The sequence below is a fragment of the Enterobacter cloacae complex sp. I1M genome (genome assembly GCF_014982425.1).
Taxonomy (GTDB): domain Bacteria; phylum Pseudomonadota; class Gammaproteobacteria; order Enterobacterales; family Enterobacteriaceae; genus Enterobacter; species Enterobacter intestinihominis.
Genome location: NZ_JADCLG010000005.1, coordinates 258,999 through 280,250 on the forward strand (window position 1 = coordinate 258,999; position 21,252 = coordinate 280,250).

21 protein-coding genes and 1 pseudogene are annotated in these 21,252 nt (G+C 54.3%); 10 read left to right on the plus strand and 12 right to left on the minus strand.

Features of this window, described 5'->3' with window-relative positions:
* Positions 1 to 26: 26 nt before the first annotated feature.
* Positions 27 to 1,400, minus strand: coding sequence for an MFS transporter (locus tag INF86_RS02890; protein ID WP_022648456.1), 1,374 nt, complete (start codon positions 1,398 to 1,400; stop codon positions 27 to 29).
* Positions 1,401 to 1,578: 178 nt separating this feature from the next.
* Here INF86_RS02890 and kdgR point away from each other — a divergent pair, with 178 nt between their 5' ends.
* Entirely contained in the window at positions 1,579 to 2,370 is a 792-nt protein-coding gene (kdgR, locus tag INF86_RS02895) for a DNA-binding transcriptional regulator KdgR (protein ID WP_022648455.1), read from the plus strand.
* A 63-nt stretch (positions 2,371 to 2,433) separates the two neighbouring features.
* Here the strand turns inward: kdgR and INF86_RS02900 are convergent, their stop codons facing one another.
* On the minus strand, positions 2,434 to 2,673 hold the full coding sequence (locus tag INF86_RS02900; protein WP_022648454.1) for a YobH family protein: 240 nt from the start codon (positions 2,671 to 2,673) through the stop codon (positions 2,434 to 2,436).
* A gap of 160 nt (positions 2,674 to 2,833) precedes the next feature.
* On the opposite strand from INF86_RS02900, the gene mgrB reads away from it, so the two are divergent.
* From mgrB to rlmA, 6 genes and pseudogenes are all read left to right on the plus strand, one after another.
* Positions 2,834 to 2,977: a PhoP/PhoQ regulator MgrB gene (gene mgrB, locus INF86_RS02905; protein WP_003859906.1), complete on the plus strand. Its 144-nt coding sequence runs from the start codon at positions 2,834 to 2,836 to the stop codon at positions 2,975 to 2,977.
* 74 nt (positions 2,978 to 3,051) lie between these two features.
* Positions 3,052 to 3,339 (plus strand): YebO family protein, encoded by a 288-nt coding sequence (locus tag INF86_RS02910; RefSeq protein ID WP_023300358.1) that lies wholly within the window; start codon positions 3,052 to 3,054, stop codon positions 3,337 to 3,339.
* Positions 3,340 to 4,008: 669 nt separating this feature from the next.
* Positions 4,009 to 4,153: pseudogene (locus INF86_RS02915) on the plus strand (DUF2627 domain-containing protein).
* A gap of 12 nt (positions 4,154 to 4,165) precedes the next feature.
* Positions 4,166 to 4,375, plus strand: a complete 210-nt coding sequence (cspE, locus tag INF86_RS02920; protein WP_001062678.1) for a transcription antiterminator/RNA stability regulator CspE — start codon at positions 4,166 to 4,168, stop codon at positions 4,373 to 4,375.
* A 216-nt stretch (positions 4,376 to 4,591) separates the two neighbouring features.
* On the plus strand, positions 4,592 to 6,337 hold the full coding sequence (gene ftsI / locus INF86_RS02925) for a peptidoglycan glycosyltransferase FtsI (RefSeq protein ID WP_023300357.1): 1,746 nt from the start codon (positions 4,592 to 4,594) through the stop codon (positions 6,335 to 6,337).
* 39 nt (positions 6,338 to 6,376) lie between these two features.
* Positions 6,377 to 7,192, plus strand: coding sequence for a 23S rRNA (guanine(745)-N(1))-methyltransferase (gene rlmA / locus INF86_RS02930; protein ID WP_193543209.1), 816 nt, complete (start codon positions 6,377 to 6,379; stop codon positions 7,190 to 7,192).
* Here the strand turns inward: rlmA and mntP are convergent.
* The 5 genes from mntP to manX form a co-directional block, all read right to left on the minus strand.
* On the minus strand, positions 7,189 to 7,755 hold the full coding sequence (mntP, locus tag INF86_RS02935) for a manganese efflux pump MntP (RefSeq protein ID WP_032622454.1): 567 nt from the start codon (positions 7,753 to 7,755) through the stop codon (positions 7,189 to 7,191). The genes rlmA and mntP overlap by 4 nt on opposite strands.
* 400 nt (positions 7,756 to 8,155) lie before the next feature.
* The gene (locus tag INF86_RS02940) at positions 8,156 to 8,614 is read right to left on the minus strand and encodes a DUF986 family protein (RefSeq protein ID WP_193543210.1); all 459 of its coding nucleotides are present in this window, start codon (positions 8,612 to 8,614) and stop codon (positions 8,156 to 8,158) included.
* 54 nt (positions 8,615 to 8,668) lie between these two features.
* The gene (locus INF86_RS02945; protein WP_006810994.1) at positions 8,669 to 9,520 is read right to left on the minus strand and encodes a PTS mannose transporter subunit IID; all 852 of its coding nucleotides are present in this window, start codon (positions 9,518 to 9,520) and stop codon (positions 8,669 to 8,671) included.
* Positions 9,521 to 9,532: 12 nt separating this feature from the next.
* The gene (gene manY / locus INF86_RS02950; RefSeq protein ID WP_022648448.1) at positions 9,533 to 10,333 is read right to left on the minus strand and encodes a PTS mannose transporter subunit IIC; all 801 of its coding nucleotides are present in this window, start codon (positions 10,331 to 10,333) and stop codon (positions 9,533 to 9,535) included.
* Positions 10,334 to 10,380: 47 nt separating this feature from the next.
* Positions 10,381 to 11,343, minus strand: a complete 963-nt coding sequence (gene manX, locus INF86_RS02955; protein ID WP_193543211.1) for a PTS mannose transporter subunit IIAB — start codon at positions 11,341 to 11,343, stop codon at positions 10,381 to 10,383.
* 463 nt (positions 11,344 to 11,806) lie between these two features.
* Here manX and yoaE point away from each other — a divergent pair, with 463 nt between their 5' ends.
* Positions 11,807 to 13,366, plus strand: coding sequence for a CNNM family cation transport protein YoaE (yoaE, locus tag INF86_RS02960; protein ID WP_023300354.1), 1,560 nt, complete (start codon positions 11,807 to 11,809; stop codon positions 13,364 to 13,366).
* A 6-nt stretch (positions 13,367 to 13,372) separates the two neighbouring features.
* On the opposite strand, the gene INF86_RS02965 is transcribed toward yoaE, so the two are convergent.
* From INF86_RS02965 to pabB, 4 genes are all read right to left on the minus strand, one after another.
* On the minus strand, positions 13,373 to 14,971 hold the full coding sequence (locus INF86_RS02965; protein ID WP_193543212.1) for an EAL domain-containing protein: 1,599 nt from the start codon (positions 14,969 to 14,971) through the stop codon (positions 13,373 to 13,375).
* A gap of 130 nt (positions 14,972 to 15,101) precedes the next feature.
* Complete coding sequence (gene sdaA / locus INF86_RS02970; protein ID WP_193543213.1) at positions 15,102 to 16,466, minus strand: L-serine ammonia-lyase; 1,365 nt, start codon at positions 16,464 to 16,466, stop codon at positions 15,102 to 15,104.
* Positions 16,467 to 16,650: 184 nt separating this feature from the next.
* Entirely contained in the window at positions 16,651 to 17,229 is a 579-nt protein-coding gene (locus tag INF86_RS02975; protein WP_022648443.1) for a CoA pyrophosphatase, read from the minus strand.
* On the minus strand, positions 17,226 to 18,560 hold the full coding sequence (gene pabB, locus INF86_RS02980) for an aminodeoxychorismate synthase component 1 (protein WP_193543218.1): 1,335 nt from the start codon (positions 18,558 to 18,560) through the stop codon (positions 17,226 to 17,228). The genes INF86_RS02975 and pabB overlap by 4 nt, the downstream gene beginning before the upstream one ends.
* A gap of 61 nt (positions 18,561 to 18,621) precedes the next feature.
* Between pabB and INF86_RS02985 the strand changes: the two genes are divergently transcribed.
* A complete protein-coding gene (locus INF86_RS02985) occupies positions 18,622 to 18,801 on the plus strand; it encodes a YoaH family protein (protein WP_022648441.1) in 180 nt (59 codons plus the stop codon).
* 6 nt (positions 18,802 to 18,807) lie between these two features.
* On the opposite strand, the gene INF86_RS02990 is transcribed toward INF86_RS02985, so the two are convergent.
* Positions 18,808 to 19,152 carry a RidA family protein gene (locus tag INF86_RS02990; protein ID WP_022648440.1) on the minus strand — a complete coding sequence of 115 codons (345 nt, stop codon included), beginning with the start codon at positions 19,150 to 19,152 and terminating at the stop codon, positions 18,808 to 18,810.
* Between the two features lie 133 nt (positions 19,153 to 19,285).
* Between INF86_RS02990 and INF86_RS02995 the strand changes: the two genes are divergently transcribed.
* Entirely contained in the window at positions 19,286 to 21,196 is a 1,911-nt protein-coding gene (locus INF86_RS02995; protein ID WP_023300349.1) for an ATP-dependent DNA helicase, read from the plus strand.
* The last annotated feature ends 56 nt before the right edge of the window (positions 21,197 to 21,252 follow it).

Below are 21,252 nucleotides of genomic sequence, written 5' to 3' on the forward strand. Positions count from 1 at the left end.
CAGGAGACAATCTCCGCCCGGTTTTTTTATGCCTGCGCCTTTGGCTGGGTCACACGAAGGCCGCTAATGATAGCCGCGAGGGTCGCCAGTGTCCCTGCGGTAATCAGCGCAACGTGTGTCGCATTTTGCCCGGCAAGGTTAAACATCAACGCCACCATTGCGGCCCCGGTGCTTTGCCCTAACAGTCTTGCCGTACCCAGCATCCCGCTGGCACCACCGCTGCGATGACGTGGGGCAGAGGTGATAATTGTGTGGTTGTTAGGTGACTGGAACAGACCAAAACCTGCCCCGCACAGGATCATGCGCCAGATAATATCCAGATCCCCCGGCGAGGAGGGCAGGAGCGACAGCGCAAACAGTCCTGCTGCCATGACGATCAGCCCGATAGCCCCCAGCAGTCCGGCATGAACGCGCTCAATAAGGTACCCGGCCAGCGGGGCCATCACCATGGTTGCCAAAGGCCAGGGTGTGAGCAACAAGCCTGTTTCCACTTCCGAACGGCCAAGCACGCTCTGCAAAAAGAATGGCAGCGCAACCAGCGCCAGCATCTGGGCGCAGAACGAGCAAATGGAGGTACAAATTGATAGCGAAAACAGCGGAATACGCAGCAAATCGACCGGCAGTAACGGCACGGGCAGCGCCAGCTGGCGTCGTACAAAGAAAAAGCCGATGATAAGCAGGGCAACGATTTCTGCGGCAATGAGCGACAAAGACTGTCCCTGCGCAAATCCGCTCAGCGCAGTAATCAGCAGGCCAAAGGTCAGCGCGTTCATCACAGCGCTGGGCAGGTCAAAACGTGGCATGGTGTTTTTCGGACCATTTTCCGGAAGATAGCGCAGGGCGAAGAAGATCGCCACAATGCCCAGCGGCACGTTAATGGCAAACAGCCACTGCCACGAGGCTACGGACAGAATGGCGGCGGCGATCGTCGGCCCGGCGGCGGACGACACGGCCACAATAAAGGAGTTAATGCCCATGCCGCGCCCCAGATGGCGATGAGGATAGATAAGCCGTATCAGGGCCGTGTTCACGCTCATTAGCGCCGCACCGCCAAAACCCTGTGCGATACGCGCAAGCGTAAGGGTGTGCAGTGAATCGGAAAGGGCACAGAAGAGCGAGGTGAGAGTAAAGACCACCAGCCCGCACTGATAAACCCGGCGATAACCAAACATATCGCCCAGGAAAGAGAGTGACAAAAGGGAAATCACAATCGCTATCTGGTACGCGTTCACAATCCAGATGGAGCTTGCCGGAGAAGCATTAAGGTCTTTGGCAATGGTAGGAAGAGCCACATTGGCAATCGCACCGTCAAGGACAGCCATCGAAATGCCGATGACAATAGTGGCAATTGCCCCGTACCGCTGTGGTAAGGGCAGGCCATCAGAAACGTTTTTTTGCATGGGAAAAGAATGACTCAGTGTGAAATTATTTTCAGAGTAACTATTTTAGCATCGTTATTTCGGTTTTATGTCGCAGATTTGTAACGAAGTAAACCCAGATAGATTGCAGCGCGCATCACACGAATTTATAATAAAAACCGGTTCTGATTTTTATAAAACACTCTCCATGAGGTGATAAATGGCAATCGCAGATTTGGATAAGCAGCCAGATTCTGTTTCTTCCGTGCTGAAGGTGTTTGGCATCTTGCAGGCGCTCGGAGAAGAGCGTGAAATTGGTATTACAGAGTTGTCGCAGCGTGTGATGATGTCGAAAAGCACCGTTTATCGCTTTTTGCAGACGATGAAATCATTGGGTTATGTCGCGCAGGAAGGAGAATCAGAAAAATATTCTCTGACCCTGAAATTGTTTGAATTGGGCGCCCGCGCCTTGCAGAACGTGGATCTGATCCGCAGCGCTGACATTCAGATGCGTGAACTTTCGCGGTTGACGAAAGAGACAATTCACCTCGGCGCACTGGATGAAGACAGCATCGTTTACATCCACAAAATTGACTCCATGTACAACCTGCGCATGTATTCACGCATCGGTCGTCGTAACCCGCTGTACAGTACCGCAATTGGTAAAGTCCTGCTGGCCTGGCGCGATCGTGAAGAGGTTAAGCAAATCCTTGACGGTGTGGAATACAAACGCAGCACCGATCGCACGATTACCAGTACGGATGAACTGCTGAGCGTGCTGGATAAAGTGCGTGAGCAGGGTTATGGGGAAGATAACGAAGAGCAGGAAGAAGGGTTGCGCTGCATCGGTGTGCCGGTGTTTGACCGCTTCGGCGTTGTCATTGCGGGACTGAGCATCTCTTTCCCTACGCTGCGTTTCTCCGAAGAGCGTCTTCATGAGTATGTGGCAATTCTGCATACCGCAGCGCGCAAAATTTCAGAGCAGATGGGCTATAACGAATACCCGTTCTGATCAATGCCTCCAATAAAAACGCCGCACTCTTGCGGCGTTTTTGTAAGCGAAATTTAGCTCTGATTAGCCGTTATCCACCACAACAGATGATTTACGCAGCACAGGACAGTTGGTTAACCCGATGATCCCGCTGTCGGAATGGATGTACTGAGCCGTGCTTACCCCCTGGGCGGTGAGATATTTACACTGAATACCCAAACCCGCGGCATTCTCTTTGCTTCCCATTAATACGCCATACCCACTTAACAGCAGGCCGATCCACACAAGTGCCAGTACAATTATCGTACGAACGAGTAAACGCATCGATGCCTCTTTTTTCTTTGTTGTCATGGAGTAAGCGTAACGGGTTTACGCAGTGAAACAAGTGCACGATTCCGAAAAGCGTCTGTTGAAGGTACAGTTAGCCCCTGTTTAAGATAGCCGTGATAACCTGGCTACATCAGGTCATAAGACGGAGTGTGGAGTGAAAAAAATACGCTGGGTAATTCTGATTATAGTGCTGATAGCATGCGTGGTGCTGTGGACGCAGACTATCAATGTGATGTGCGATCAGGATGTACAGTTCTTTAGCGGCATTTGTTCAATCAATAAGTTTATCCCCTGGTAGTGGCTATTTTTGCACTGAGCGATGTCCTTACGTGGCTGCAGTGGTAAAATGACTGTTTTTACTGAGGTGGTGAAATGGGTGAGTTAATGAATTCGGGGCTGCTGAGCATTGCATCCCTGGTAATGTCTTTAGTGGTGCTGGTTGTTGGACTGGTGCTGTGGTTCTTCGTTAATCGCGCCAGCTCCCGCACAAACGAGCAGATTGAGCTGCTGGAAGCATTGCTCGATCAGCAGAAACGGCAGACTGCGTTGCTGCGTCGTCTGTGCGAAGCCAACGAGCCGGAGGAGAAAGCGGTGCCGAAGGAAGCTGATGCTCAAAAACAAGACGAGGAAGAGTTCATTCGCCTGGTGGCCGAACGATAGTCTGCCCGGAACGGGGAGGTGGCCTGACGTACGGCGTAAATCTCCTCCCTTATCAAATGTAACCCATAACATCCCAACATATAATTAAGCAGCAGTTAACTACTGTTTCAGTATACTGAAAACTGGCGAATATTTATCCTTATACAAGTCATACCGTTTCGTTGAATAAATTGTGAGCTTTAACTTTCCCGAAGTGTTTTATTTTTATCGAAACGTTTTGCTTGCCTTGTTTTGAGGCAGAGTCATAAAAATTTCATTATTTTGGTGCAGAATAACGCTTATTAAATGGTGGATTTTAATACAGTTAGCAAAATGTATTTAACATCGTTTATTCACTGTCACACTCTGGTGCATTGCGATGTTTTCAGCATAACTTTTCACAAAATGTTCTAACTCAGTCATTCCTTTAAAGAAATTCAGGGATTGGGATGGACGCTTTGAAATGATTGAGCTATGTTTAAAAAGTCTTTGATTACAGGGCGCGTCAGCGCACCCTGTGGGCGGTGAGGTCAGGTGGCGCTTCATTTGACAATTCGCATAACTGTGCAGATTGTTATGGAGTAACGCCTGAATTTGTGCGGCGGATCGAGACACGTTTAAAAATGGCTTGCCATATTAAACGTTGTGTGTGATAACACGTTTTGGGTCAAACGAGGTACAGTTCTGTTTATGTGTGGCATTTTCAGTAAAGAAGTCCTGAGTAAACACGTTGTCGTTGAATACCGCTTCTCTGCCGAACCTTATATTAGTGCCTCAAGCAGTAATGTCTCAGTTTTATCTATGTTAAAGCCTGCGGGCTAAGAAAACACTCTAAGGAATTTTGCAAATGGCAAAGATTAAAGGTCAAGTTAAGTGGTTCAACGAGTCTAAAGGTTTTGGTTTCATTACTCCTGCTGACGGCAGCAAAGACGTGTTCGTACACTTCTCTGCAATCCAGGGTAACGGCTTCAAAACTCTGGCTGAAGGCCAGAACGTTGAGTTCGAAATTCAGGACGGCCAGAAAGGCCCAGCTGCGGTTAACGTAACTGCTATCTGATCGAATCACTGCTGACTGAAGCGCTCAGCGCTTCGATCTCAGACATAAGCCTCGCCGATGCGGGGCTTTTTTATTCACTTATTTTTCAAAATGTTACGTATTCCTCCTCTGTTATTATCTTGTTGCAAACCCGCGAAATTATTAGCATTGTTTTCCCGCCTTATTATCCCTTTTTCCCGTTAAATCAGGGCGTTGATTAACAGCCCTGGGGTTAAAGTGAAAAAAAAGACAATAACGGCCAACGGAAACTTTACACCGGCACGTTTTGCACTTCTGTGTCTCGCCATCTTTTGTAGCCTTGCTTTTCTGTTAGGCCGCGTGGCATGGCTACAAATTATCAAACCGGATAATCTGGTGAAGCAGGAGGATATGCGTTCCCTGCGCGAAGTGGCGATAGACGCCCCGCGTGGGATGATTGTTGACCGTGAAGGGCGTCCCCTTGCGGTAAGCGTACCTGTTCAGGCCGTCTGGGCCGATCCTAAAACTGTGCTTGATAAAGGGGGGATCGGCTTTGATTCGCGCTGGCAGGCCCTGGCAAATGCTTTACACCTTTCTCTGAGCACGCTCGCATCGCGAATAAACAGCAATCCGCACGGGCGATTCATTTATCTAGCTCGTCAGGTTGATCCCTCCCAGGCAAAGTGGATTGATAAGCTGCGTCTTCCCGGTATCAACCTACGCGATGAGTCCCGTCGCTTTTATCCTGCCGGACACGTGGCGGCAAACCTGATTGGCTTCACTAATATTGATGGTCAGGGTATTGAGGGCGTCGAGAAAAGCTTTAACACGCAGCTCACCGGGAAGGCAGGCGTGCGGCTGGTCAGGAAAGATCGCTACGGGCATGTGGTTGAGAACCTCACGGAGGTGGCGCCCGTACCGGCACATAATATCCAGCTTAGTATCGATGAACGCCTGCAAACTATCACCGAAGACGCGCTGGACAATGCCGTGGCGTGGAATAAAGCCGAGTCAGGCGCGTCGGTGCTGATTAATATCCAGACGGGCGAAATTCTGGCGATGGCGAGCTTCCCTGACTTCAACCCCAACAATCGGGAAGGGGCAACACTGGATGACTTTCGTAATCGCGCGATCAGCGACACCTTTGAACCGGGTTCGACCGTTAAGCCTCTGGTGCTGATGACGGCGCTACAGCAGGGGCTGGTGCAGCCTGACAGCGTGATAGACACGCATCCCTACACCATTGATGGTCATCGTATTCGCGATGTGGGTTACTACCCCGAGCTGACCATGACCGGGATCCTGCAAAAATCCAGCGACACGGGCGTATCCCGTCTTTCTCTCGCGATGCCCGTGCAACGGTTACTTGATACCTATAAAAACTTTGGTTTTGGCGAGAGTACCGGGCTTGGCTTAACGGGAGAAAGCTCAGGTTTACTGCCGCAGCGAAAATTCTGGAGTCAGTTAGACAGGGCGACCTTTGCCTTTGGGTATGGCCTGATGGTTACTCCCCTCCAGCTGGCGCATGTGTATGCCACCATCGGTAGCTATGGCATTGAACGGCCTCTGTCCATCACCCGTATCGATCCCCCCGTGATTGGCAAACGGGTGATGCCCGGGGAGATTGTTCACGAGGTGGAACACATGATGGAGAGCGTCGCGTTACCCGGCGGTGGCGGGATCAAAGCGGCGGTGCGTAACTATCGTGTGGCGATTAAAACCGGGACGGCCAAAAAAATCGATGAACACGGTAAGTATGTGGATAAATACGTCGCCTACACAGCAGGCGTTGCGCCCGCCAGCGATCCCCGTTTTGCACTGGTGGTGGTGATCAACGATCCGAAAAACGGAGCCTACTACGGCGGGGCCGTTTCCGCGCCCGTGTTCAGCGAAATTATGGGTAACGTCTTGCGCCTGGAAAACGTGAAGCCAGACGGGCTGCCGGCAGATTCTGACCATCTGATCGTGATGCGTCACCCAGCCGTTTATAACCCTGGCGAATAGCGGTACACTTCGCCTTTTGGTTTTCGCCCTGGAGCTGTCATGTCTTTCAGTTGTCCCCTTTGCCACGCGCCGCTGACGCGCGCGGAGAAAACGTTTATCTGTCCACTGGGACATCAGTTTGACCGGGCTAAAGAGGGCTATGTCAATCTTCTGCCGGTACAGCACAAGCGCTCCCGGGATCCGGGTGACAGCGCGGAGATGATGCAGGCGCGCCGGGCGTTTCTTGACGCCGGGCACTATCAACCGCTCAGGGATACCGTTGTCGACTTACTCCATCAATATCTGACAGAAGGCGCATCCGCCATGCTGGATATCGGCTGCGGCGAGGGCTACTACACCGCCACGTTTGCTGACGTCGCGGCTGGGAAGGGCGCCGAAACTTACGGGCTGGACGTGTCGAAAGTGGCTGTCCGTGCCGCAGCAAAACGCTACTCAGCGGTAACGTTCTGCGTGGCCTCCAGCCACCGCCTGCCGTTTGAGGAAGCGAGTATGGACGCCGTGGTGCGTATCTATGCCCCGTGCAAGGCAGAGGAGCTGGCGCGCGTCGTTAAGCCCGGCGGGTGGGTTATCACCGTTACGCCGGGACCGCGTCATCTGCTGGAGCTAAAAGGGCTGATCTATGATGAAGTTCACCTGCATGCGCCGCACTCTGAACAGCTGGCGGGCTTCGCGTTAAAGCAGGCGCAGTCAGTGGCGTATGAGATGACGTTGCAGGGAAGTGAAGCGGTGGCGTTACTGCAAATGACGCCGTTTGCGTGGCGGGCAAAACCAGAGGTGTGGGAAACGCTGGCAGCACAGACAGAATTTCGCTGCCAGACGGATTTCAGCATCCATTGCTGGCAGCGCGAAGATTAACCCGCGAAGTGTGCCCAGAGTATTTGGGCACCAATCCCGATCAACACGATACCGCCCAGAATTTCGGCGCGTTTGCCTAACAGCGGGCCAATGAACCGCCCCACCATCATCCCCAGCGTTGACATAATCAGCGTGGCGCAGCCAATCGCCAGCGCGGTGGCGATAATATTGACCTGCAAAAACGCCAGACCGACACCGACGGCCATTGCGTCCAGGCTGGTTGCGATAGCGGTTGTCACCAGAAGCCAGAAGCCGTGGCGTTGCAGCGGCGCATCATCTTCATCGCTGTTGCCACGAAAACCTTCAATTACCATGCGTCCGCCGAGGAACACCAGCAGCACGAAGGCGATCCAGTGGTTCCACTCCAGCACAAACTGGCTGGCGAGCATCCCCAGACCCCAGCCAATAAGCGGCGTCAGCGTTTCGATTGCGCCAAAGATGAGACCGGTGCGCAGGGCTTCGGAAAATTTAGGTTTATGGAGAGTGGCACCTTTACCGATAGAGGCGGCAAATGCGTCCATGGACATGCCAAAAGCCAGAAGGATCGTAGCGGAGATGTTCATAAGTGCGTCCAGACCGGGGATATCCATATGACACATCACTGCCCCCAGTAAACAGCAGTTGATGTATCTATGGTCTCGCCTGATCGCTTTTGGCACAGTAAGTGTGCTGAAAACGATCCGTACGCGCCACGTTTTGCAACGAGTATGTTGACACGTACATTTCCCGCAGGCAGGAAATCGGCTACTCCCCAACGACGGGCGCAACCTTAACATATTTTGAGAATATAAAACAACAACGAAGATGGCTTTATAAAGCCACTATGTTGATAACGATTTTCATTTAGGTTTATGCGTAAAAGTATCGTTAATAAATATAAGTTAATTCGCAGGGGAGATATAGCATCGGCTATATTTCTGGTATGAGAATAATACAATACATAGCCGATGCTATAAAATTAATTCATTGAGTTTTAAGGAGTAATTTGTAGATTTTTTCCAGGTCGTCAATATTTTTGACCCGAATGAGCAGGCGGCGTTGTTCTAATTGCATCACCAGAACTCCGTCTTCGGATAAATTCATCTCTTTAATGCGGTTATATTCTATCCAGACATTGGCGAAGAAGAATCCGTGTTTTTTAAAAATGAGTTTTGGCGAGCGGATCCAGAACAGATAAATCGCCATTAATGCCAGCGCACATAATAACCATGTGGTTAATATTGCGCCGTGGCTGGTCACATTATTGTAAATCAGGATGACTACCAGACCGGCGAAGATAAACGCATCAATGCGCCCACGGCGTAAGAGGGGAAGGGTCAGCAGCGTCTCGCCGTGGTGGCGAGGCATAATGAACTCGTCATAGATCGCGTAAGCCAGAAGGGCAACAATAAATAAAACCAGTACGGTGTCCGTGACAGTCATTCATCCTCCAGATAAAAAGACCGGGGGCAAGCCCCCGGTCGGTAACGCATTTTATTACAGACCCAGCAGGCCGACGGCGTAGCCCGCGATACCGATGACGAAGAAGCCAACGATGATCCACAGCGGGTTCACTTTCTTACGCAGCAGCCACATACAGGCGAAGGTTAACAGCAGCGGTACCAGGCCAGGCATCAGCTGGTCCAGAATGGTCTGCACGGTGGTGACGCGCGTCTGACCATCCTGACCGGTGATCGTCGATACCACCAGCGGGATGTTCACGTGCGTCCACTTGTTTACCAAAGCCCCCATTACAAACAGGCCGAGGATTGACGCCCCCTCAGTCAGTTTTTGCAGGAAGCCGCCGCCCATATCCTTAACGATATCCACCCCTTTACGGTAACCATACGCCACGCCGTAGTAGCGGGTCAGCAGACGCACCGCGTTGAACAGGATAAAGAACAGCAGGGGACCAAGCAGACTGCCGCTCATGGCGATCCCGGCGCCCAGTGCCGCAAAGACCGGACGCACGGTACCCCAGAAGATCGGGTCGCCCACGCCTGCCAGCGGCCCCATCAGACCGACTTTAATACCGTTGATAGCACCATCGTCGATCTCAGCCCCGTTTGCACGCTGCTCTTCCATCGCCAGCGTTACGCCCAGAACAGGCGCCGCTACGTAAGGGTGAGTGTTGAAGAATTCCAGGTGACGCTTAATTGCCTGACGGCGTGCTTCGTTGTTTTCCGGATACAGGCGTTTGATTGCCGGCACCATGGAGAAGCAGAAGCCGAGCGCCTGCATACGTTCGAAGTTCCATGAACCCTGAAACAGGTTAGAACGGATGAACACGCCACGAATATCACCCGGAGTGAGTTTTTTCTCAGTGGTAGTTTTTGTCATATCAACCATTTCGCTCACCTGTTAGTCCAGTTCGTTATCGAGATCGTTGTTACCAGCAGCCTGCGCAGGGGCACCCGCGACACGGTTGTATTTCGGGCTGAGCTGGATATAAAGAATCGCCATCACCGCACCAATCACACCCAGCGCAACCAGGTTGAAGTTGGTGAATGCAGCGGTAACGAAGCCAAGGTAGAAGAACGGCATCAGATAGCCTGCGCGCATCATGTTGATGACCATCGCGTAACCTACGACCACAATCATACCGCCCGCGATATTCAGACCGCCGGTGACCACTTCTGGTATGGCGTTCAGCATACTTTGAACTTCACTGGTCCCAACGGAAATCGCCACGATAACGGCCGGAATAGCGATACGCATCGCCTGCAGGAACAGGGACGAGACGTGGATCCAGGAGAGCGCTGTCAGGTTGCCGTTATCGGCCGCCTTATCCGCCGCGTGCTGGAAGGCAACGGTGATGGTACGAACAATGATGGTCAGCACCTGGCCTGCCGCGGCCAGTGGAATGGCCAGCGCGATACCGGCACCGATACTCTGATGACCGGCGATAACCAGAACGGTCGAAATAATGGACGCCAGCGCGGCATCTGGCGCAACTGCCGCACCGATGTTCATCCAGCCGAGGGCGATCATTTCCAGGGTACCACCGATGATGATACCGGTTTTCATGTCACCGAGAACGGCGCCAATCAACGTACAGGCCACCAGAGGGCGGTGGAACTGAAATTCATCAAGTACGGACTCCATACCCGCAATACACGCGACGATGAACACCAGCACAATCTGAAGAGTAGTAATCTCCATTGCACTTCTCCTATTACATAAGCTCTATATGAAAAACCGGCCCGGGCTTATTTCCCCACTTTGCCGATCAAATCCATCATTTTCAGTTTCTGATCCGTGGAAACCTTACGGGCTTCCAGCTCGATACCGCGTGCATTCAGCTTGTTGAAGGCCTCGATATCTTTCGCATCCACTGAAATCGCGTTGTTGACCTGCGTTTTGCCCTGACGGAAAGCCATACCGCCAATGTTAACGGAGGTGATTTTCACGCCGCCTTCAACAATGCGTTCAACGTCTGTCGGGTTGGTGAACAGAAGCATCACGCGTTCGCCCGCATATTTCGGGTTGTTGTAAACGCGGATCATTTTGGCGACATCCACGACGTGCGCGGTGACGCCCGGCGGTGCAACCTGGGTAAGAAGGGTTTTACGGACAGTGTCGGCGGCCACTTCGTCACTGACCACGATGATGCGTTGTACGTTGGTCTCTTTGGTCCAGCGCGTCGCCACCTGGCCGTGGATCAGACGGTCATCAATACGCGCAAGGCCGATAACCATGTAATCGTTCGGACCCATTGGCTTCGCCGGTGCCGCGGCTTTTGGTGCAGCAGGGGCAGGGGCAGGTTTTTCAACCGGCTGTGCTTTCAGCGCCTTCACGCCTTCGCGACCGGTTTCCACCGCCAGCGCCACCAGCTCGTCAAAGCCTGGGTTGTCGTCACGCGCCATGAAGGTTTCCACCAACATTGGGATATTTACCCCGGCGACGACTTCATAATGCTCTTTATCGACGACAATGCGGCTGGCAGCGTTGAACGGGCTGCCGCCCCATGTATCCACGAGAAACAGCACGCCTTTGCTGATATCCAGCTTCTCAAGCTGAGCAGTGTACTTTTCAATCAGCGTCTCGGCGTTTTCACCGGGAACGAAATCGATCCAGCCGACGTTTTCCTGCTCGCCCAACAGCATTTCTGCCGTTTTGAGTAACTGCTCCGCAGCCCAACCATGTGTGCCTATGACAATAGCAATGGTCACTTGCTACCTCCTATTATTATCATTTATACGTCTGCCAGGCAGGCGTACTGAGAATCGTATTGGCGAACCGAATCGATTCAGATAAGGGTTAGAGTTCTAAAAAACCAAGACTTCCGCGAATTATTTTAGATAGTGAAAAAATAATTTATGTGATGAAGATCCGTAATTTAGCTACGCCTTACAGATTTTTCTGTAAGATAAACCACGTGTGTTACAGAAGTTTGCAAAGGAACGTAAATCTTTGCTAAAAACCCATTGTCTCTGATATGTTTAGCGTCCGTTTAATTATTCAGGAGTATAGGGCTACAGCCCACTATATGGACCGTCACCGACGTCAGTCATCTTCCAGGCCATTCCGCGCCTTATTCACCGGCGACCTTCGCCACGCATCGACCCCCATTCCCTTTGAAATGCCCGAAATTAGCGGGGCACCGTTTTGTCATTCCTTTAGCAGGAGCGTGTCATGGAATTCTTAATGGACCCGTCAATCTGGGTAGGCTTGCTTACGCTGGTCGTGCTGGAGATCGTTCTCGGTATTGATAACCTGGTGTTTATTGCCATCCTTGCGGATAAGCTGCCGCCGAAACAGCGTGATAAAGCCCGTCTGATCGGCCTCTCGCTGGCACTGATCATGCGACTGGGCCTGCTGTCCGTGATCTCGTGGATGGTTACGCTGACTAAGCCTCTGTTCACCGTCATGGATTTCACCTTCTCCGGCCGTGATTTAATCATGCTGGTGGGGGGGCTTTTCCTGCTGTTCAAAGCTACAACAGAGCTGCATGAACGGCTGGAGAACCGGCAGCATGATGATGGCCACGGTAAGGGGTATGCCAGCTTCTGGGTGGTGGTCCTGCAGATTGTGGTGCTTGATGCGGTCTTCTCACTGGATGCGGTGATTACAGCGGTTGGCATGGTGAACCATCTGCCGGTGATGATGGCGGCTGTTGTGATTGCGATGGCGGTAATGCTGCTGGCGTCGAAACCGCTGACGCGTTTCGTCAACCAACATCCGACGGTCGTCGTGCTGTGTCTGAGTTTCCTGTTGATGATTGGTCTGAGCCTGGTGGCAGAAGGTTTTGGTTTCCATATACCGAAAGGCTACCTGTACGCCGCGATTGGCTTCTCGATTCTGATCGAGCTGTTTAACCAGATTGCGCGCCGTAACTTCATTAAGCAGCAGTCGAATCAGCCGCTGCGCGCGCGTACCGCCGATGCGATCCTGCGCCTGATGGGCGGGCGTCGTCAGGTGAACGTGCAGGCGGATAACGAGAACCGTAACCCGGTTCCGGTGCCGGAAGGCGCGTTTGTGGAAGAAGAACGCTACATGATCAACGGCGTGCTTTCGCTGGCCTCCCGCTCCCTGCGCGGCATTATGACGCCGCGCGGTGAAATCAGCTGGGTGGACGCCAACCTGAGCGTCGACGAAATTCGCCAGCAGCTGCTCTCCTCGCCGCACAGCCTGTTCCCGGTCTGTCGGGGCGAGCTGGATGAGATCATCGGTGTGGTGCGCGCGAAAGAGATGCTCGTGGCGCTGGAAGAGGGCGTCAACGTCGAGGCCGTAGCGGCCGCGTCGCCTGCCATCGTGGTGCCGGAGACGCTGGATCCGATTAACCTGCTGGGCGTGTTGCGTCGTGCTCGCGGGAGCTTTGTTATCGTCACCAACGAATTTGGTGTGGTACAAGGTCTGGTAACGCCGCTGGACGTGCTGGAAGCCATTGCCGGTGAATTCCCTGATGCGGATGAAACGCCAGAAATCGTTGCCGACGGTGACGGCTGGCTGGTGAAAGGCACCACCGACCTGCACGCGCTCTCGCACACGCTGGGCGTCGAAAACGTGGTCAATGACGATGAAGACATCGCCACGGTAGCGGGGCTGGTGATTGCCGTTAACGGGCAGATCCCGCGTATCGGTGATGTGCTTGAGCTGCCGCCGCTGCAAATTACCATCGTTGAAGCCAACGACTATCGCGTTGATATGGTTCGTATTGTTAAAGAGCACTCTGTACACGACGAAGAAGAGTAACGCTATCTAGCGTAACGGCAATAAAGGCACGATGTGTCCGTTGTGACGGGCTGGCGGAGGGTTACTTTCCGCCAGCCATTTCGGAAACTCCCGCAGCGGCATCGGCCGCGCATACAAGTACCCCTGCAAAATATGTACGCTGTGGCGGCGCAAATAGCGTGACTGCTCCTCGGTTTCAACCCCTTCTGCAACCAGTTCAATATTCAACCGCTGGCCCAGCGCAATAATAATATCCGTTACCGTTGAGTTCACGGCGTCGGTGCCGATCGCGGTGGTGAAGGATTTATCAATTTTCAGCACGTCCGGGTGAAGTTTTTCAAGCCACGAAAGAGAACTATTGCCCGTACCAAAATCATCAATCGCAAGCTTCACCCCTTTGCGGTGCAGCTCCCGCACGATGCGGTAATCCACATCCAGCAACGCATCGCGTTCGGTTAACTCTACAATCAACTTTTGAACAGGGTTCGCCTTAAACCAGATGCGGTTAAGATCCCGGATCAGCGCAGCGCGGCGAAAATGGCTGGCGGCCACGTTGATGCCAATATGGAAATCCCGTGAGGCCGGGAAAAAGCCTATCTGCCGCACCGTTTCGCTGATGACGTAGCGGGTAAGCGGAACAATCAGGCTATGTTCTTCAGCCAGGGGGATAAAGACATCGGGAGAAATCCAGCCCTGACGCGGGTTGTTCCAGCGCAGGAGGATCTCGACGCCAACGCATTCCCGGGTGCGGGCGTTTACCAGCGGCTGGCAGAAGAGTTCAAACTCCCGGGCAGCAATCCCCATATTAATTTCCCAGGTGAAACTTATGCGTCGCGCCGTGGCAAGCCAGGCGATATAGCCCATCAGTAAACTGAGCATCAACGCCAGCGGTAGCTGGGTAGGCAGATTTTTCAATGCCATTTGGCCTGCCCCAGGGCCGCTGACCGTGACGCTGAAAGGGTAGTGCTGTGAAGACTGTTCCAGCAGGGAGGCGTGTTCATCGAAGGTCGGCGTATTCGTCACCTGCTGCCCGTCGCGGAGAAAATTATCGCCTACTCTCAGGACCACGTCGGTGATTTGTGGCCGCTGTGGCTCCAGAATCATTTTGGTGATGAGATCGATATTCACTACCTCCATCAACCCGTCACTGCCGTCGCCCGCAAGGGGTGACCACTGAATCAGTACCGGACTGCCCTTTAACAGCCACCGATCGGTCAACAAGATCAGCCTGGGTTCACTGGACGCAAGCATCGGCTCAATGTCACTGACGGGCATATTTCGGCTGCCAAATACGCTCGAGCAATACAGTATTCCGTCTTTGACGAGGGCGATGGAGCGCACGGTCTGGAGGATCGCCGCCTGTTTTCGCAGTATCGGATTCGCTTCAGCGCAGGGCATATCAACCAGAAAACGTAGAGTTTCACGCTGGGTTTCTAACGCAAGAAGCACCTTATCAAGCGCACGCACTGTGTGGTGAGTAAAGTCGTGGATCCGATCCTGATTAATGTTGCGCTGTGAAATAAAGCGAATGCCCAGCGTCAGGACGAGCGTAACGAGCGCAACCGTAACACAGACGATAACGCGTTTTCGGCGATAGTCTTTAATGATCGTTTGTGCAGTTTGCATGAACGGTCGCCTGATAAGCACCGGCCGGAAAAGCCAGACGCAACAGTGACAGTGTAGTGGGGAAAACGTGAAGCGACGAGAGGCGGTGGGAAAATTCGCCCATCTGTTGCAGATGGGCGAAAAGGAAGGTTTAGTCGCACTGCACCTTAATGGCCAGACCGCCGCGCGAAGTCTCACGGTACTTCGCGTTCATGTCCTTGCCGGTTTCGTACATGGTTTCAATAACCTTATCCAGTGACACGCGTGGTTCGCTGGTACGGCGCATCGCCATACGTGAGGCGTTGATCGCTTTGACGGAGGCGATGGCGTTACGCTCAATGCACGGTACCTGCACCTGGCCGGCAACCGGGTCACAGGTCAGACCGAGGTTGTGCTCCATGCCGATTTCCGCCGCCACGCACACCTGCTCAGGGCTTGCGCCCAGCAGTTCCGCCAGACCGGCCGCCGCCATAGAGCAGGCCACGCCCACTTCACCCTGACAGCCTACTTCGGCACCGGAGATGGAGGCATTCATCTTGTACAGCGCGCCGATAGCGCCTGCCGCGAGGAAATAACGGATATAGATCTCCGGTGTCACGGGCTCAATAAAGTGATCGTAGTAGGCCAGTACCGCCGGAACGATACCGCACGCGCCGTTGGTTGGCGCCGTCACCACGCGACCACCCGCTGCGTTCTCTTCGTTAACCGCCAGCGCAAACATGTTCACCCAGTCAACCACATTCATTGGATCATTGGAGAATTTGTCGGTGGTGACCAGCATACGGCGAAGCGCAGAGGCACGACGTGGCACACGCAGTGGCCCAGGCAGAACCCCCTCGGTGTTCATCCCGCGGTCAATACAGGCGCGCATGGTTTGCCACACGTTAGCAAAATAGTCTTCGATCTCTTTCTTGCTGTGCAGCGCCAGTTCGTTCTGCATCACCATGCCGGAGAGGGAGAGACCGGTCTCTTTGCAATAGGCCAACATCTCGGTGGCAGATTTAAACGGATAGGGCACATTCACATCGCCCGCGCTCTCTTTGCCAAAGTGTTCTTCGTCAACGATAAAGCCGCCGCCGATGGAGTAGTAGGTTTTACTGTAGATCTCTTTTTCGCCGCTCCAGGCGTGGATGGTCATACCGTTTTCATGCAGCGGCAGGTTGTCGCTACGAAAACGCATCCCGTCATCCTGCGGGAAGTCCACTTCGTGCTGACTGTTAGCCAGCAGCAGACGACCGCGCGTTTCCACGTCGCGGATAAATGCCGGAATGGCATCAATATCAACTGTGTCCGGCATATTGCCCGCCAGACCCATAATAATGGCGATATCGGTGTGGTGGCCTTTACCCGTTAATGACAGTGAACCGTAAACGTCTACGGCGACTCGGGTAACGCTTTCCAGTAATCCTTTTTCGACCAGATCATCGACGAACTGTTTACCGGCCTTCATCGGCCCTACAGTGTGGGAAGAAGATGGACCAATCCCCACTTTGAACATGTCGAATATACTAATCACTTTCACACTCCTGACAGGGTTACTGGGGTTCCAGTAACGATGTTATAACTGCGCATAGTGTAAGAGGGAACACTAACCTCGGCTTAACTATTCACATGAATTAAACTAATGGTTAACGATGGTTTAGCTAATAGCGCGACGCCGATCGCAAACCTGCCAGAAAAGGGTGGAATGTAAAGTATAGTCAAGGCTTCAGGCCGATTTGTAGCGCAAGCTCACGAATGATGCCTGCCGTCATGCCCCAGACAAAATAATGCTGATACCACGACAGCCAGACCCGATGATCGTGCCCGCGGCGGTGAATATCCAGAGGATGATAGCGGCCCAGACGAAGGGCCTCTTCAAGCGGCATTTCGAACACCGCTGAAACTTCATCGACGCTGGCGTGATACTGAAGATCGGGCGGAATAATGCCGACGACCGGCGTGACCTGAAAACCGGTTACGCTGTCCACTGGCGGCAGCACGCCAATTACCTCGACCGCCTCCGGGGGGATCGCCACCTCCTCATGCGCTTCGCGCAGCGCGGCGGCAATCAGGGAAGCATCGGTGCTGTCCACCGCGCCGCCCGGAAACGCAACCTGACCGGCGTGTTTTCGCATATGCGGTGAGCGCTGGGTAAGCAACAGACCCGGCTGTTCACGACGCACGACCGGGATCAGTACCGCCGCCTGACGTTGATTCAGCGCGGCGCGGTTAACCTGGGGCCGCAGAAGCTGAAAACGCGACAGAAAATCATCCAGCGTCAGGTTGTCTTTCTTCACCGTGAGTTCTCCAGTTGTTTCAGGATACGATTCACTTTATCAAAGGTTTCCTGATATTCCGCCCCGGCCTGGCTGTCGGCTACAATGCCGCCGCCTGCGGAACAGTAAAGGTTACCGTCGCAGGCCGTCAGGGTGCGAATAGTGATGCTGGTATCCATGGTTCCGCACAGGCTCACATAGCCGATGCTGCCGCACCAGGCGTTGCGGCGATGCGGTTCCAGTTCGTCGATAATCTCCATCGCGCGGACCTTCGGCGCGCCGGTGATGGAGCCGCCCGGAAACGCGGCGCGGAGCAGATCGCAGGCGGTCCGCGAGGCCGGCAGGCGTGCAGTGATAGTACTGACCAGATGATGTACCGCCGGGAAAGGCTCCACAACGAACAGCTCCGGCACGCGCACGCTGCCCGGCTCGGCGACGCGGCCAATATCATTGCGCATCAGATCGACAATCATCAGGTTTTCAGCGCGATCTTTCGGCGAGGCCGCCAGCGTCTCCGCCTGCTGGCGGTCGGCGTTAGCATCGGTAAGGCGCGGCAGGGTGCCCTTGATCGGGCGGGTCTGAATAATACCGTCAGCCAGATGAATAAAACGCTCAGGCGAAAGGCTGAGGATGGCGCCGTGTTCAAGGCGTAAAAATGCGCTAAACGGGGCCTTATTGCTGGCATTGAGGCGGGTAAATGCCTGCCATTCGTCTCCCCGGTACGCCGCCTGGAAACGCTGGGCAAGGTTGACCTGATAACAGTCGCCGCTGTGAAGATACGCCTGCACGCGAGAGAATTTTTCCGCATATTCCGCCGCGCTCATGTTCGAGTGCCAGCCAGAGGTCAGCATAAAGTGTTCCGCTGTGGCGGGCCGTTGCGCCTCAAGCCAGGCCAGACGCGCCTGCACGTCTCGGTGGCTAAGCAGGGAAACCGTCTGCTTACGGTGATCCACGATTAGCGCCCAGTCATACAGCCCGACCGCCATATCCGGCAGGGAAATATCCGCCTGCGCATGCTCGGGCAGCTTTTCGAAACGGCGACCCAGATCGTAACCAAACAGGCCCAGCGCGCCCCCCTGGAAAGGCAGATCCGGATCCGGTGTGGCAGATAAGCCCAGAGCATGGATCTCGTTCTGAAGCCGCATCAGCGGATCGTCCGTGGGTGACAGCGCATCGGTCGTCAGCGTTTTAACCGGGTCGGCCACCAGAATATCAAAGCGGCTGTAGGGGTGATCCGCATGCCCGGAGTGCAGCAGCATGGCAAAAGGAAGGTGGCTCAGACGGGCAAACCAGAACTCGGCGGCATCTGCACGCCAGGGTAAGGTCATAACAGTGGGGAAGCGCATGTTCATGTATGGCATACTACCGGGTAGCGTGAAATAATTAGCGCGAATAATTTAGCAGGAGTTAACGATGTTTGCAGGTTTACCTTCTCTCAGTCATGACCAACAGCAGAAAGCGGTAGAGCGGATTCAGGAACTGATGGGCCAGGGTATGAGCAGCGGAGAAGCGATCACCGTCGTCGCTCAGGAAATTCGCGCCAGTCATACCGGCGAGCGGATAGTGGCGCGATTTGAAGATGAAGATGAATAACCGGGCTTAAACTGCCGCGATAATCTTAATCTCCACCTTATACTCCGGTTTCATCAGCGTGGCCTGTACGGTGCAGCGTACAGGCGCGTGACCCGCCACTACCCACGCATCCCAGGCTTTATTCATCTCCGCGAAGTCGTCTTTATTCGCCAGGAAAATCGTCGCGTCCAGAATGCGGGATTTATCGCTGCCCTGTTTTTCCAGTACGGCGTCGATCTGCGCCAGGGTGTTAGCGGTTTGCTCGAAGGCGTCGGCGTCCAGATTGGCAGGGACACCGGTGTAGTACAGCGTCTGGTTGTGGATCACCACATCAGACCAGCGGGCTTCGGCATCAATGCGCGTAATTGTCATAAACGTATCCTCGTTATCTTTCATCGTCAGGCGGCAAGACTGCCATATTGTTCCGCCGTCGTCACTATTTGGGGTGGCACCGGAGAGAAGGGGCTGACATAATCCCTGTGCAAAAATACAGTGAGAGAACACCGTGGCAGACGATTTTTCCCCTGAAGGTCAGTTAGCACAGGCAATTCCCGGTTTTAAACCGCGCGAACCTCAACGTCAGATGGCGCATGCCGTCGCGCACGCCATCGACAAGGCGCAGCCGCTGGTTGTGGAGGCCGGCACCGGTACGGGGAAAACCTACGCTTACCTCGCTCCTGCGCTGCGGGCGAAAAAAAAGGTGATCATCTCTACGGGATCAAAAGCGCTCCAGGATCAGCTCTACAGCCGCGATTTACCCACGGTGGCGAAAGCGCTGAAATACAAAGGGCGTCTGGCCTTGCTGAAAGGGCGTTCTAACTATCTGTGTCTGGAGCGTCTCGAACAGCAGGCGCTGGCGGGCGGTGACCTGCCGGTACAAACACTCAGCGATGTGATCGTCCTGCGCGCCTGGGCCAACCAGACGGAGGAGGGGGACATCAGCACCTGCGCGAGCGTGCCGGAAGACTCCCCGGCCTGGCCGCTGGTGACCAGCACCAACGACAACTGCCTCGGCAGCGACTGCCCGCTGTATAAAGACTGCTTTGTGGTGAAAGCGCGTAAAACGGCGATGGAAGCCGACGTGGTGGTGGTGAACCATCACTTGTTTCTTGCGGATATGGTGGTCAAGGACAGTGGTTTCGGCGAGCTGATCCCCGAGGCGGAGGTGATGATCTTCGATGAAGCCCATCAGCTACCGGACATCGCCAGCCAGTATTTTGGCCAGTCGCTCTCCAGCCGTCAGCTTCAGGATCTGGCGAAAGATATTACCATTGCCTATCGCACCGAGCTCAAAGATACCCAGCAGTTGCAGAAGTGCGCGGACCGCCTGGCGCAATGCGCACAGGATTTCCGCTTACAGCTTGGCGAGCCGGGCTATCGCGGCAACCTGCGCGAACTGCTCGCGGACAAAAATATCCAGCGCGCGCTGCTGCTGCTCGATGATGCTCTTGAACTCTGTTACGACGTGGCGAAGCTGTCCCTCGGACGTTCAGCGCTGCTGGACGCCGCCTTCGAGCGGGCCACGCTCTACCGTGGGCGGCTGAAGCGGCTGAAAGAGATCAACCAGCCGGGCTACAGCTACTGGTATGAATGTACCTCGCGCCACTTTACCCTGGCGCTCACGCCGCTGACCGTTGCCGATAAATTCAAAGAGGTGATGGCGCAAAAGCCCGGCACCTGGGTCTTTACCTCGGCCACGCTGTCGGTCAACGACGATCTGCACCACTTTACCGAGCGTCTCGGCATTGAGCAGGCTGAATCCTTACTCCTCCCAAGCCCGTTCGACTATGAGAAACAGGCGCTGCTGTGCGTGCCACGCAATCTGCCGCTGCCTAACCAGCCAGGGGCGGCGCGCCATCTGGCGGCCATGCTAAAGCCGATGATTGAGGCCAACAACGGACGCTGCTTTATGCTCTGCACCTCTCACGCCATGATGCGCGATCTGGCCGAGCAGTTCCGCGCGACCATGACGTTGCCGGTGCTGTTGCAGGGGGAAACCAGCAAAGGCCAGCTGCTCCAGCAGTTTGTCAGCGCCGGTAATGCCCTGCTGGTGGCGACCAGCAGCTTCTGGGAAGGGGTGGACGTGCGCGGTGATACGCTCTCGCTGGTGATTATCGATAAGCTGCCATTCACATCGCCGGACGATCCGCTCCTGAAAGCACGCATGGAGGACTGCCGTCTGCGCGGGGGCGATCCGTTCGACGACGTCCAGTTGCCGGACGCGGTTATCACGCTTAAACAGGGGGTAGGGCGACTGATACGCGACGTCACCGACCGCGGAGTGCTGGTGATCTGCGACAATCGCCTGGTGATGCGTCCCTACGGCGCCACCTTCCTCGCCAGCCTGCCGCCTGCGCCGCGCACACGGGATATTAAACGCGCGGTCCGCTTCCTGGCGAACCCGACGGCGGAGTAATTCTTCCCGGAGTGTGTTAAGATGCGCGCCATTTTGTGACTGACCATTGCGAGAGC